Genomic DNA, 14,265 nt, shown 5'->3' on the forward strand with positions numbered 1-14,265 from the left:
AACGTCCGCGTTAAGAAAACCAACTATTCGTTAACCAAAAATGAAACCTTTATGCAACAAGAAATGCATGCCTGGTACGCATTGTACACCAGGTCAAGAGCGGAGAAAAAAGTAGCGGAAATTCTAACGCGCAAGCAAATAGAAAGCTACTGCCCGTTAAATCAGGTGGAAAAACGTTGGAGCGACCGGCGGAAGATCGTGGCAGAACCTTTGTTCTCTTCTTACGTATTCGTACGTATTCCGGAACGCATGAAACAGGTAGTAAGAGAAGTGGAAGGTGTGGTGAATTTTGTATACTGGCTCGGCAAACCTGCCGTGATCCAGGATGCAGAAATTGACCTCATCCAACGTTTCCTGCGCGAACACAAAAATGTGACCCTGGAAAAAGTGCCCATCCGGCAGAACGACCTGGTGGAGATCACTGCAGGGCCTTTCATTCATCACCGTGGCAGGATCATTGAAGTGAGCAGGAATAAAGTGAAAGCCGTACTGTCCAGCCTCGGTTATGCGATGATAGCCACCATTGCCATGGAAGAAGTAGTAACCGTGGATGAGGCGTTGGAACAACCTTACATATAATTTAACCCATGCATCATATCTTACTTTGTGGCGGGTCCGGCACCCGGCTATGGCCACTGTCTAACCAGCAAACGCCTAAACAGCTGTTGCCTTTGTTTGAAGACCGTAGTTTATTGCAACTCACTTACCAGCGAAATAAAATTGCCTGTACCCATATAATGGCCATCATGAATGCCCAACAGCAAAACATGATCGCCACGCAATTACAGGAAGCCGGTGCAGAGAACCCTGTGCTGCTGGCAGAACCGGTTGGCCGTAACACCGCTGCCGCCATTGCTTTGGCCGCATTTGTTTCAGCTTCTGAAACGGTTTTACTCATCACACCCGCTGATCATCTCATAGGTACACCAGACCTCTATGCACAAACAATTGCTACTGCCCGTGAACTGGCAGAAGCAGATAACGTGGTGACCATTGGCTTACAACCTAACTATCCGGAAACGGGTTACGGCTACATACAATACAAAGGGTACGATGTATTACGCTTCGTGGAAAAACCTGATCTACCCACTGCCACATTGTTATTGCAAAGCGGAGATCATCTCTGGAACAGTGGCATCTTCTGTTGCAAAGCAGGGGTGATGCTGGAAGAACTGCAACAATATGCACCAGCCATTTATAAAGCTGCTGCCATTGCTGCAGAAGAATGGCTGCAGACCGGCAAACTTTCTCAAAGCACCATGGAAGCCATTCCATCTGATAGCATAGACTACGCCGTGATGGAAAAAAGTAAACGTGTGAAAGTAGTGCCGAGTTATATGCAATGGAGCGATGTAGGCAGCTACGAAGCCCTGTCTGATGCTTTAACGAATCATTACCAGTACAGCAATCACCAGGCAGTTTTCATCAACAGTAATCCGCAGAACAGTATGGTGATCGGAAAAGAAAAACTGGTAGCGCTGGTAGGGGTAGAGAACATGGTAGTAGTAGATACACCAGGCGTTTTGCTCATCATGCAGAAAGGAAAAGGCCAGGAGATAAAACAATTACATCAATGGGTGAAAGAGAACCGCCCGGAATTATTATAAAAATGAAACTGACAGATAAAATTTACATAGCTGGGCACCGTGGAATGGTAGGCGGCGCCATTAAAAGAAAGTTAATAGCACTGGGGTATCAGAACATTGTACTGCGTACTTCAGGAGAACTGGACCTCCGCTCACAGGCAGAGGTGGAGGCTTTCTTTGCAGAGGAGCAGCCGGATTATGTATTCCTGGCTGCAGCCAAAGTAGGGGGTATTCACGCTAACAATACTTACAGGGCAGAATTCCTCTACGATAACCTCATGATCGCTTCCAATATCATTCATGCCGCATGGAAACACAAGGTAGCCAAACTGATGTTCCTCGGCAGTTCCTGTATCTACCCGCGGATGGCGCCACAACCTTTGGAAGAAAGCAGCCTGCTCACCGGACCGCTGGAAGCCACCAATGAACCTTATGCGATTGCCAAAATTGCGGGCATTAAATTATGTGAAGCATACCGGGATCAGTATGGTTGCAACTTTATCAGTGTGATGCCAACCAATCTCTACGGCATCGGCGATAATTACCATCCTGAAAATTCTCATGTATTACCTGCCCTGATCCGCAGGTTCTACGAAGCCCACACGAATAATAAAGAAACCGTAACCGTGTGGGGCAGTGGTACACCCAAACGCGAATTCCTTTTTGCAGACGATCTCGCAGATGCCTGTGTATTCCTCATGGAGGAATATGATGGCAGGGAGCTGGTGAACATCGGAACAGGAGAAGACCTCAGCATCCGGGAACTGGCAGAAGCAGTAAAAGAAGTAACCAGCTACGAAGGGGAGATCGTATTTGATGCCTCCAAACCAGATGGCACCCCACGTAAGCTCATGGATGTTTCCAAACTGCACCAGCTGGGCTGGCAGCATAAAACAGACCTGAAAACAGGACTCGCCCTCGCTTACAGCGATTTTGTAAAGAAACAATTTTCCGTCTTGAACGCGATCGGATAATACTTATAACACTTCTAAAAAACAATCAAATGAAAGTTGCTTTAATTACTGGCGTGAATGGACAGGATGGTGCTTACCTGGCGGAATTACTGTTAGAAAAAGGATATATGGTACATGGCGTAAAACGCCGCGCGTCCCTGATCAACACAGAACGGATAGATCACCTGTATCAAGACCCCCACAGCGAGGATGTCCGCTTCCGTTTACACTACGGAGATATGACAGACAGTACCAACATTATCCGCATCATTCAGGAAACACAACCGGATGAAATATATAACCTGGCCGCGATGAGTCATGTGAAGGTGAGCTTTGATACACCAGAGTATACGGCCAATGCAGATGGCATTGGTACCCTCCGCATCCTGGAAGCCCTGCGCATCCTGAAGCTGGAAAATAAAACAAGGGTATACCAGGCCAGCACCTCAGAACTTTACGGCCTGGTACAGGAAGTACCACAAAAAGAAAGCACACCTTTCTATCCAAGAAGCCCTTATGCCGTAGCAAAACTCTATGCGTACTGGATCACCGTTAACTACCGGGAAGCTTATAATATGTTTGCCTGCAACGGTATCCTCTTCAACCACGAAAGCCCTTTACGCGGTGAAACTTTCGTAACCCGTAAGATCACACGTGCTGCAGCGGCTATCGTGCTGGACCTCCAGGATAAATTATACCTCGGTAACCTCGATGCACGCAGGGACTGGGGCCATGCAAAAGATTACGTAGAAGCCATGTGGCGCATCCTGCAACAGGATAAAGCAGATGATTATGTAATTGCTACCGGCGTAACCACCACCGTACGTGATTTTGTACGTATGGCATTTGATGAACTGGGTATTGAACTGGAATTCATAGGAGAAGGTGTGGAAGAAGTAGGTGTTGTTTCCGCCTGTCGCAATAAAGAATACATCCTCCCTGTAGGAAAAGAAGTAGTAGCAGTAGACGCTGCTTATTTCCGTCCTACAGAAGTAGAATTGCTGATAGGTGATCCTACCAAATCAAAAACAGTGCTGGGCTGGGAACCTAAATACGATCTGCCTGCCCTCGTAAAAGAAATGGTAGCAGCAGATATAGAAGTGTTCCGTAAAAAAGGCGTAGCGCAGTTTGAACATATGATCGGGTAAATTTTATGCAGGCAGCCAACAGGGTAGTTTTAAACACAGGGTTCCTATACGGGAAGATGCTGATCTCCATGTTCATTGCATTGTATGCAACGCGCCTGGTGCTGAACGCATTGGGTGTGGAAGACTACGGCATCTTTAACCTGGTGAGTGGTATCGTGGCCATGTTGTCCTTTTTGAACAGCTCCATGACCCTGAGCACCCAGCGTTATATGTCTTTCTTCCTGGGAGCAGGAGATGAGGGGAAACTGAAAACTGCCTTTAACTCAAGCGTATGGCTGCACCTGGTGATCGGCATTGTGGTAGTAGGCCTGCTGGAAATAGCAGGCATTTACCTGTTTAATAACGTGCTGAACATCCCCGTAGAAAGATTACCCGCTGCTAAGATCATTTTTCATTTCATGACACTGAGCGCTTTCTTCGTCATTATATCTGTTCCTTATGATGCCATTATTAATACCCATGAGAACATGTTCTTCGTGGCCATATTAGGCATCCTGGAATCTGTGGTGAGGCTGAGTATTGCCATCTGCCTGCAATATGCAGCAGCTGATAAGCTCATCCTCTATTGTGGAGTACTCGTATTGCTCACAGTAGTGCTGTTAATAGCAAAGAGAGTGTATTGCGCACTGCACTATAAAGAAAGTAAAATAAACATCCGGGATTTTGACGGCAAACTGTTGAAAGAAATGTTTGCCTATTCTGGCTGGGGCATGGTAGGTGCTTCCGGTGTGATCGCTAAAACACAGGGGGTGGCCATGATCCTGAATGTATTCTTTGGCACAGTGATCAATGCCGCTTTTGGGATTGCCAACCAGGTAAATGCACAGCTGAGTTTTTTTGCAGTCACCATGTTGCAGTCCCTTAATCCGCAGTTGGTGAAAAGTGAAGGGAGCGGTAACCGGGAAAGGATGATCATGTTGTCCCTGATGGCTTGCAAATTCTCTTTTTACCTGATGGCTTTTTTTGCCATCCCCGCACTCATAGAAATGCCTTTTGTATTAAAACTCTGGTTGAACACCATCCCGGAACATACGGTCATCTTTTGCCGGCTGATCATTATTGCATCGCTGGCTTACCAGCTGTCTGCCGGTTTGCAGATGGCAGTACATGCTGTTGGCAGGATAGGAACCTACCAGGTGATCATGAGCATTTTGCTTTTGCTGAACCTGCCGGGTGCCTACTTATTGCTGAAAGCAGGATGGCCACCAGCTTCCGTATTAGTGCTGAGCATTTTCCTTGAATGTGTGATCACTGCTTACAGGATCTTCGCGGCAAAACGGCATACAGGTATGTCCGTTGGTGTTTTCCTGCAAAGAGTAGTATGGAGTGCGATGGTGCCTGTAGGATTCTCCGCACTGGCAGCATTGATCCCTTACTACTTTATGGAAGAAGGATTTGCCCGCCTGTTATGTACCGGCATGATCACAGTAGCCACCCTCACATTGTTCATCCGCCTCATGGGTTTAACACCTTATGAAAAGGAAAAACTGGAAGGGATCATTTTTAAAGTAATAGCTAAACTACATCCGCGGCTGGTTATACCCAAAGCAAATTAAACAGATGAACATCCTATTCTTTACACATGTTTCTCCATTCCCGCAAAACGGCGGGGAGAGGATCCGCAGCTATTACCTGATGAAGGTACTGGCGGATCTGGGACATCGTGTATTTGCGATCATCTGTAATGTGGAAAAGGTAAAGCTGAAGGATTATCAGATAGAAGGCGTGGAATATTTTATCCACCAGGTAAAAGTGGGTATGGCTGATCGCTTAACAGGCCGGCATCATTTTAAAGCCAATCCCTCCGTACTGCAAATATTTGAAAACATCTGCAACAGCACAAAGATAGACCTCGCTTTCCTGGACTATGGCCACTTAGGGCAATACATCAGGTATTTCAGGGACCGGTGTATCCCCGTGATCCTGGGTACGCACAATGCACAGGCATTACATACACAGCAAATACCTGCAAAAGGATTGGTGAGAAAACTGAGAAGATCGCAGCAGGTAGCGATAGAGAAAATGCACGAAAGGAAATATTTCAACCAGGCAGCAGCTGTATTGGTGGTAAGTGAAGTGGATAAAGCGTATCACAAAAAATTCATAGATTCCTCCAAACTTTTTGTGATCCCCAACTTCCTGGATGAAAGAGAATATGAAACGGAAATTGTAAGTGATCCGCATGTATTGGTGATGACAGCCAATTTTTCCATGTTCATGAATTATGAAGGATTGAAATGGTTTGTAGAGAATGTATGGAACGATGAAATAGCTGCAAAGTACCAGTTGCTGCTGGTAGGCAGGAATTCAAAAGAAGCATTAAGGCAGCTCAAAGGCAGTGATGAATGGAATAATATTAAAGCAGTAGGGACGGTAGCCGATGTGAAACCGTTCATTGGCATGGCCAGCGGCGTGATCATTCCCTTACTGCATGGCAGCGGCACCCGCTTAAAATGCCTCGAAGCTATGGCTCTCAGAACACCGGTGATCAGTACCGCGAAAGGAGTGGAAGGTGTAAGGAGTGATAATTTCATTATCGCCAACACGCCGGATAGTTTTAAGCAAGCACTGCTCAACTTTAACGGCAAGGGCCTGGGTACTTTACTCCGCCAGGACTTTATGCAGGAATACAGCACAACAGTGAACCGCAGAAGGATAGCAGCAATAATTAACGCACAATTGACACCGCAATGAACCTGAAGAAGACGGGCGTTTTTTTATATACTATGCTAAGTACTTTAAAAGTAAACTTAGTAGGACAACTATGGCTGAATGAGCTGATGGTGATCCTGGCCATGCCCTTCACCTACCAACCCAGCGACCTGAAAGAATACCCTTACCTGAAGAAAATGCTGGCAGCCCTACTGCTGCTCCTGATGTTCCAGGTGATCACGGACCTCCTGGTAGTACACAGCACACCGCAGAATTATCTCCGTGGCTGGGCAGGTACCATCCTCGCCATGTTGTCCTTTATCTTTTTATTCAAAACATTGAATGAACCCTCAGCGATATTATTCTTCATTTTCATGACCATGATCAAGAACATCATTTACACAGATGATGTGGTGGATTCTGACATGAGTTATTTTAAGTTCAAAATAGCTCCGATCTTAACCAATGCCATGTACCTCCTGATATACTACCTTTATCAGCGCGGAGAAACGAAACTGGCATTGTCTTCCATGATAGGTTTCGCCCTGTTGTGTTTTGCCATGGATTCCCGTTCCACCGGTGTGATCTTTTTTATTGGCGCGGCTATCATTTATTTCCTGAATAACGACATCTCCATTTCCCGCCAGAAGATCATCCTCTTTTCTGTGCTCGCCGCTATCCTTTTCCAGATCTGTTACTTCTTTTATGTAAAGGCAGTACTGGATGGGGAAATAGGAGGAGACCATTCCCGGGAACAATTACAACGGTTAGATAATCCATACAACCCACTCGGCTTGCTGATGACGGGCCGTGCGGAAACTTTTGCTGCAGGCGCTGCTATTGCAGACCAGCCCATTTTTGGCCACGGCTCCTGGGCACCGGATAAAACATTGAAGTATTATGTGATCCTGCTGGCTTATCACGATGAAGATATGAACCTGCAGAACGCTAAGGAGATAGATCACCTCGTACCCAGCCATTCCATATTGATGGGGGCCTGGGTGAACTGGGGGATCGGGGGATTCATTGCCACCTGTTACCTCTTCTGGCTGCTGATGAAAATGGGATTTTTTATCATCCGCAACGGACAGGAAATGGCATTATACCCCGTGCTGGTACTAATGACCATAGGGCTTATATGGACCTTCCTGTTCTCACCTTTCCAGCACCTGCGGTTGTATGTACCGGGCATTGCAGCCATACTGCTCACTTCTTATTATGAACTAACAGAAACGTCAGCACCACCAGAATGGGCGCTTTCCAATAACTAATTTATGGGAACACAACAATTATTCCAGGAGAAAACAGATGCCAGAACAGGCAAGGTGAAAATGTACAAGGATAATCCCCTTTACTTTTTACGCAGGTCTAATATTTCCCTGTATAAAAGTTTCTTACTCTATCTCTACTACAGCATCGCCATTTGGCTGCCGGACCCTCCAAGGCCCATCGGCAGCTTATGTGTTTCTTTCCGCACCTTCCTGGCTTCCCGCATTATCCTCCGCGCAGGCAAACATATCAAGATCGGTAAGAATGTACATTTCGGCAGTGGTAAAAACGTAGAGATAGGTGACTACACCGGCCTTAATACCAACTGCTGGATAGGCAATGATACTATCATCGGCAGCGATGTGATGTTTGGCCCTGATGTAAGCATCCTCTCCGGTGGCCATAATTTTGAACGCATTGATATTCCTATGCGGGAACAGGGAGCAACTCCCCGCCGGCCGGTAGTGATAGGAGATGATGTGTGGATAGGTACAAGAGTGATCATCCTGCCTGGTGTACATGTGGGTTCACATTCCATTATAGGAGCAGGTTCCGTAGTCACGAAAGATGTACCGGAATATGCGATTGTGGCAGGCAATCCGGCCACCATTAAAAAATTCAGAAACCAATAAGCGCCGTATGTCAAAATTAGTGTCAATCGTTATTCCCGTTTACAACGGGCAGGAATACATCCAGGAAACGCTGGATAGCATACTGGGCCAGACTTACTCAAATTATGAAGTGATCGTGGTGGATGGGGCTTCCTCAGACAACACCATGGAAATACTCGAAAAGAAAAGAGGGCTGATAGATGTGCTGATCTCTGAAAAAGATGAAGGCATGTATGATGCCCTGAGAAAAGGATTTAACAAAGCCAATGGCGATTACCTCTGTTATATCAATGCAGACGATCGCCTGCTGCCCTATGCGCTGGAAAAGGTAGTAAAGAAGTTTGAAGAAGAACAATGTGATATCGTGTTCGGAGATGTGAACTACATCAATGAAACCGGCAATATCATCTTCTCCTACAAAGGTGTGAACTTTAACCATAAAGCCATCCGTAGTATCAAGCGGGTGCCATTTGCACAGCAAAGCTCCTTCTGGACAAGAGAGATCTATGACCGCAACGGCGGATTTGATAAATCCCTCAAGTATGTGGCAGACTCCAAGTTCCTCTTGTCTGTTTGCCTGGACCCCGGTGTGATCAAAGGATATGTTCCTTTCCCATTGGGCGAATACCGTTTGCATGGTAATTCCTTCTCTGTATCCGTAACAGATAAAATGGTAACAGAACATCACCGCATGATGGAGGAATTTAACCTGGGCAGCGCTTCTGTTGCTACGTATTTCTATGAACTGGTGGCCAAGGTAGTGAACGTGAAAGGCATTTATAAAAAGCTCACGTACAAAGGCACAAAATTTTAAACCCGATGAAGATCCTTTTTATAGTTCCCTCTTACAAACCGGCATACATCTATGGCGGTCCTATTGTAACCATCGCCAGGTTAGCTGAGCGCCTGGTAACCATAGGGCATGAGGTAACGGTATATACCACCACGGCAAATGGTAAAACAGAACTGGGCGTGCCGCTGGACAAACCGGTGATGATGGATGGCGTGAAAGTATGTTACTTTAAAAGGATCACGAAAGATCATACGCATGTTTCTCCGGCACTCTGGTGCAAAACCTGGCTCACCGTAAAGAAATTCGATGCCGTACATATCCATTCCTGGTGGAACTTCCTGGTAATGGGGGCTTCCCTGATCTGTACCATGAGAGGTGTGAAGCCCGTATTGAGCCCTCACGGCATGATGTGTGATTACGTTTTCAACAGCAGGAACCAGTTGAAGAAAAAGATCATGCACCAAGTATTTGGTAAATACCTCTTATCTAAAACCCACCTGCATGTTTCTTCTCCTATGGAATGGAAGGAATGTTTGCAGGTGAATAAAAAGTGGAAGGGCGATCTCATTTTTAACCTGGTAGACCTACCTGCAGGTAACTTTTTAAGAAAAGAAAACACCGACTTTACCATCAGTTTTCTCTCGCGCATAGATCCAAAGAAAGGACTGGACATCTTATTACATGCCCTCTCTAAAGTGCCTTTCTCCTACAAGCTGCAGATAGGCGGATCAGGAGAAGAAGCTTATCTGAGAGAACTCTCCCAGATAGTGGCAGACCTTGAAATGGAAGATAAAGTAGAATGGGCCGGCTGGAAGAACAACGAGGATAAATTTTCCTTCCTGGCCGAGTCTGATCTCTTTGCCCTCACTTCTCACAATGAAAACTTTGCGCTGGTAGTAGTGGAATCACTGGCAGTAGGTACACCGGTATTACTGAGTGAACATGTGGGTTTATCAAAGTATGTGAATGAGAACCGCCTGGGATGGATCACCGGCATTGACGATGTGGAAGAGGTGAGAGCACAGTTAACAACTGCTTACAGCAGCTGGGAAGAACGCAAACGCATCCGCAAAGATGCAGGCCCTATCATCTATCATGATTTTAATGAAACAAAACTGGCTACAGATTACGTAACCATGTACAAGCAATTAAGCTAATGAAGATCGCAGTCGTTATCCTTACTTATAATGAATCAAAACACATCGGCCGCTGTCTGGACAGTATGCGGCAGGTGTCAGACGATATCTATATCATAGACGCATTTTCTACAGACGATACCGTAGCGATCGCAGAACAATATGGGGCAAAGGTCTTTACCCGTAAATGGCTGAACTACGCAGATCAGTTCCAGTGGGCATTGGAGAATTGTGGTATCACCACTCCCTGGGTGATGCGCATGGATGCAGATGAATACCTGGAACCTGCATTGATCAAAGAAATTGAAAACGCTACCATACCGGATACCGTAACAGGTATTTATATCCGCAGAAAAGTGTTCTTCAAAGATAAATGGATCCGCTACGGCGGTTTCTACCCGCATACTTTATTACGCATCTGGCGTAATGCACAGGGGAGTATTGAACAACGCTGGATGGATGAACATATTGTATTATCCGGCGGAGATACGATGTTATTTAAAGAACACATTGTAGACCATAACCTGAATTCTATTCACTGGTGGGTGAACAAACATAACAATTACGCGATCCGTGAAATGGTAGACCTGCTGAACATCAAATACGGCTTCCTGGAAACAGATGCACGGCTGCTCACCAGCGAAAGTTCACAGGCTAAGCGCAAGCGCTTTCTAAAAGAGAAAGTATATGCCGCACTTTCTCCCGGCGCAAGGGCTTCCATGTATTTCTTCTTTCGTTACTTCCTGCGTTTTGGTTTCATGGATGGATACAAGGGTTTTATTTTCCATTTCATGCAGGGTTACTGGTACCGTTTACTGGTAGATGTGAACATGAAGGAGTTTGAGGATAAACTGAACGGGGATACCAGCAAGGAAAGACTAAAAGCATTACTAAGATCAGATTATAACATTTCCCTTTAAGCCATGAGAACAGACCTGTCAACATTCACCGTAGGCAATTATAACGCAGGGCCGAAATGGAAAGTACTCACCTGGTATTTTGTAAACTATTACATTTTCAACAGTGCGCTGCCATGGCCCTACGGCTTTAAAAGAAAGCTGCTGCAGCTGTTCGGTGCCAAAGTAGGCAAAGGCCTGGTGATCAAAACAAAAGTGCGGATCAAGAATCCCTGGCGGCTGGAAATAGGAGCGCATTGCTGGATCGGGGAATCGGTATGGATAGATAACCTGGAAGATGTAACCATAGGAGATCATGTATGCCTTTCACAAGGGGTGTTATTACTCACCGGCAACCATGATTACACGCTGCCAGATTTTCCTTACCGCCTCGGTAAGATCAGGATAGAAGATGGGGCCTGGATAGGAGCAGAATCTGTGGTATGCCCCGGTGTTACCTGTAGCTCCCATGCTATCCTCACGGTTAATTCTGTAGCCACAAAGAACATGGATGCCTGGCAGATCTATTCAGGGAATCCTGCCGCTTTTGTACGTAAAAGAAACATGAAATGAGTAAACGGTTATTATTAATAGGCGGGAATTTTGCACCGGAGCCAACCGGCATCGGGAAGTATAACGGGGAGATGATCAACTGGCTCGTGGATAACGGGTATGAATGTACCGTCATCACTTCCTACCCTTATTATCCGCAATGGGAAGTACAGCAACCATACCACCGCAACAGGTCCTGGTATAAGAAGGAAATCCAAAGGGATGGCAAGTTGAAGATCTACCGTTGTCCTCAATATATTCCGGCAAAACCATCCGGCAAAAAACGCATCCTGCTGGACCTTTCTTTTTGCGTATCTGCTTTCTTCAAACTCCTGCAACTGATCCCCGCCAAAAAATATGATGTGGTGATCACCGTAGTGCCCTCTTTTCAATTAGGCCTGCTGGCAGTATTATATAAAAAACTCCGCGGAGCAAAATTCCTCTATCACATCCAGGACATGCAGATAGAAGCAGCGAGGGACCTGCAGATGATCCGTTCTCCACGCGCCATCAATATGCTGTTGGGGGTAGAAAAGTATATTTTAAAACAAGCGGACATCGTCAGCAGTATTTCAGACGGCATGATGCAGAAGATAGGAGAGAAGGCACAGAAAGATATTTTCTTTTTCCCCAACTGGGTAGACACTGCTCTGTTCCATCCGCTGGAAGATAAGGCCGCATTGAAACTGGAATATGGTTTCGCTGCTACGGATAAGGTATTGTTATACTCTGGCGCAATCGGAGAAAAACAAGGGTTGGAATCCATCCTGTATGCCGCACAGGCCATGCAGGACCGGAAAGACCTGAAGTTCCTGATCTGCGGCTCCGGACCTTACAAAGTACAATTACAGGAACAGGCAGAAAAGATGGGCTTACAGCAGGTGATCTTTCTACCCCTGCAATCATTTGAAACCTTCAACCGCTTCCTGAATATGGCAGATGTACACCTCGTGATCCAGAAAGCCAGCGCCAGCGATCTGGTGATGCCTTCCAAACTCACTACAATATTGGCGGTAGGCGGCATGGCTTTGATCACGGCTAATCCCGGATCTGGTTTGCACACCTTGGTGCAGCAACACAGGATAGGGCTGGTAGTGAATGCAGAAGACCAGGAAGCATTGAATGAAGGTATCCGTTTGGCTGTAGGTAAAGAAGCCGTGGAAGAAGTGACACAGCAGGCACGTGCTTATGCGGCAGAACATTTGTCCATTGGCAGAGTGATGCGCAGGTTTGAAGAGTATGTAGTTATCCGCAATTATTAAACTATTATGTTAAACCGATATTTAAAAATATTCCTGATCCAGATCATTGTGGTGGACTTCATCTTCCTCAATGCGATCTTCTTCATTGCAGGTTTCAACTGGCGGCAGTATGATCTGCAGGAACATTCCGGCGCAGATGCCTTTCTGCTGATCTCTAATGTGGCATGGGCCATTGCCTTGTACACTACAGGTATCTACGCAGTAAGCCAGCAATTGTCCTATGAGCGGATGGCCAGGAAAACTGTCCATGGACTGCTGATGTATTTCGTGATGGTGCTGCTGTTCCTCTTTTTATACGGGCACTTGTACTCCCGCTTTTTTGTGATCATGTACTGTTTGTTGTTTGTGGCAGCAGTAGTAGTGAACCGCCTGATCTTTTACTGGGTAACGAACTCTATCCTTAAGAGTAAGGACATCGAACGCAAGATGGTGATATTGGGATACAATGAAACATCCAAGAAACTGGCAGATAATTTACTCGCAGAAAAAAGCAACCTGAAATTTGAAGGTTATTTTGAAGAGTACAACAAAGTGCAGGAGCTGTCCTACTACCCTGTGATAGGAGATTTGAAAGATTGTGTGCCGTATGCCAAATCCAATAATATCCGGGAGATCTATTCCACTTTATCACCTGAACAGTTTCCGTATCTGTACACGCTGGCATATGAAGCAGAGCAGCACTTCATCCACTTCCGGTTTGTGCCGGATTTCAAGATGTTTGTGAACCGGCAGATCTATGTGGACTATTTCCACAACATGCCCATCATCTCTCTGCGTTCTGAACCACTGGACGATATTGCCAACCGCATCCGGAAACGCCTCTTCGACCTGTTATTCAGTTCGATAGTAGTAGTGTTCATCTTAAGCTGGCTGATCCCCCTGCTGGCTTTATTGATCCGCCTGGAATCAAAAGGCCCGGTGTTCTTTATCCAGCACCGTACCGGCAGGAATAATAAAACTTTCCGCTGCCTGAAATTACGGAGCATGTATGTGAACAAAGATGCGAATGCCAAACAGGCCACGCGGAACGACAGCCGATTTACAAGGATAGGCCGCATATTAAGGAAAACCAACCTGGACGAGATGCCTCAGTTCCTGAATGTGCTCCTGGGTGATATGTCTATCATCGGCCCAAGACCACATATGTTGAAACACACAGAAGAATATTCACGTATCATTCAGCAATACATGATCCGCCACTTCCTGAAACCGGGCATCAGCGGATGGGCCCAGGTAAATGGTTTCCGTGGTGAGATCACAGAAGACCTGCAATTACGCAGGCGCGTGGAATACGACATCTGGTACATGGAAAACTGGTCTGTATACCTGGATCTGCGTATCATATTTTTAACCGTAGCGAATACGATAAGAGGAGAGAAAAATGCGTTCTGATCTATTAATGCATGA

General features: G+C 46.0%; 13 protein-coding genes and 1 pseudogene. All 14 read left to right on the forward strand.

Annotated elements, in window-relative coordinates; translation table 11 throughout:
• Positions 1-51: 51 nt before the first annotated feature.
• The 14 genes and pseudogenes from GFS24_RS02015 to GFS24_RS02080 all read left to right on the forward strand — a co-directional run bounded on the left by GFS24_RS02015 (position 52) and on the right by GFS24_RS02080 (position 14,250).
• Positions 52-579, forward strand: coding sequence for a UpxY family transcription antiterminator (locus GFS24_RS02015; protein WP_153657901.1), 528 nt, complete (start codon positions 52-54; stop codon positions 577-579).
• An 8-nt stretch (positions 580-587) separates the two neighbouring features.
• Positions 588-1,607 (forward strand): mannose-1-phosphate guanylyltransferase, encoded by a 1,020-nt coding sequence (locus tag GFS24_RS02020; RefSeq protein WP_153657902.1) that lies wholly within the window; start codon positions 588-590, stop codon positions 1,605-1,607.
• A 2-nt stretch (positions 1,608-1,609) separates the two neighbouring features.
• Entirely contained in the window at positions 1,610-2,560 is a 951-nt protein-coding gene (locus GFS24_RS02025) for a GDP-L-fucose synthase (protein ID WP_153657903.1), read from the forward strand.
• A gap of 29 nt (positions 2,561-2,589) precedes the next feature.
• Positions 2,590-3,687: a GDP-mannose 4,6-dehydratase gene (gene gmd / locus GFS24_RS02030; protein ID WP_153657904.1), complete on the forward strand. Its 1,098-nt coding sequence runs from the start codon at positions 2,590-2,592 to the stop codon at positions 3,685-3,687.
• A gap of 5 nt (positions 3,688-3,692) precedes the next feature.
• Positions 3,693-5,243, forward strand: coding sequence for a lipopolysaccharide biosynthesis protein (locus tag GFS24_RS02035; RefSeq protein WP_153657905.1), 1,551 nt, complete (start codon positions 3,693-3,695; stop codon positions 5,241-5,243).
• Positions 5,244-5,247: 4 nt separating this feature from the next.
• On the forward strand, positions 5,248-6,381 hold the full coding sequence (locus GFS24_RS02040) for a glycosyltransferase family 4 protein (protein ID WP_153657906.1): 1,134 nt from the start codon (positions 5,248-5,250) through the stop codon (positions 6,379-6,381).
• Positions 6,382-6,413: 32 nt separating this feature from the next.
• On the forward strand, positions 6,414-7,610 hold the full coding sequence (locus tag GFS24_RS02045) for a hypothetical protein (RefSeq protein WP_153657907.1): 1,197 nt from the start codon (positions 6,414-6,416) through the stop codon (positions 7,608-7,610).
• A 462-nt stretch (positions 7,611-8,072) separates the two neighbouring features.
• A pseudogene (locus tag GFS24_RS29400) lies at positions 8,073-8,210 on the forward strand (DapH/DapD/GlmU-related protein); the annotation flags it as partial.
• A 37-nt stretch (positions 8,211-8,247) separates the two neighbouring features.
• Positions 8,248-9,033, forward strand: coding sequence for a glycosyltransferase family 2 protein (locus tag GFS24_RS02055; RefSeq protein WP_173002941.1), 786 nt, complete (start codon positions 8,248-8,250; stop codon positions 9,031-9,033).
• A 5-nt stretch (positions 9,034-9,038) separates the two neighbouring features.
• Positions 9,039-10,169, forward strand: coding sequence for an XrtY-associated glycosyltransferase XYAG1 (locus GFS24_RS02060; protein WP_153657909.1), 1,131 nt, complete (start codon positions 9,039-9,041; stop codon positions 10,167-10,169).
• Positions 10,169-11,068 (forward strand): glycosyltransferase family 2 protein, encoded by a 900-nt coding sequence (locus GFS24_RS02065; RefSeq protein ID WP_153657910.1) that lies wholly within the window; start codon positions 10,169-10,171, stop codon positions 11,066-11,068. The genes GFS24_RS02060 and GFS24_RS02065 overlap by 1 nt, the downstream gene beginning before the upstream one ends.
• 3 nt (positions 11,069-11,071) lie before the next feature.
• The gene (locus GFS24_RS02070) at positions 11,072-11,617 is read left to right on the forward strand and encodes a WcaF family extracellular polysaccharide biosynthesis acetyltransferase (protein ID WP_153657911.1); all 546 of its coding nucleotides are present in this window, start codon (positions 11,072-11,074) and stop codon (positions 11,615-11,617) included.
• Positions 11,614-12,858 (forward strand): WcaI family glycosyltransferase, encoded by a 1,245-nt coding sequence (locus tag GFS24_RS02075; RefSeq protein WP_153657912.1) that lies wholly within the window; start codon positions 11,614-11,616, stop codon positions 12,856-12,858. Before GFS24_RS02070 ends, GFS24_RS02075 begins: the two co-directional genes overlap by 4 nt.
• Positions 12,859-12,864: 6 nt before the next feature.
• Complete coding sequence (locus tag GFS24_RS02080) at positions 12,865-14,250, forward strand: undecaprenyl-phosphate glucose phosphotransferase (protein ID WP_153657913.1); 1,386 nt, start codon at positions 12,865-12,867, stop codon at positions 14,248-14,250.
• Positions 14,251-14,265: the final 15 nt, after the last annotated feature.

This window comes from Chitinophaga sp. SYP-B3965 (assembly GCF_009647655.1).
Lineage (GTDB): Bacteria > Bacteroidota > Bacteroidia > Chitinophagales > Chitinophagaceae > Chitinophaga.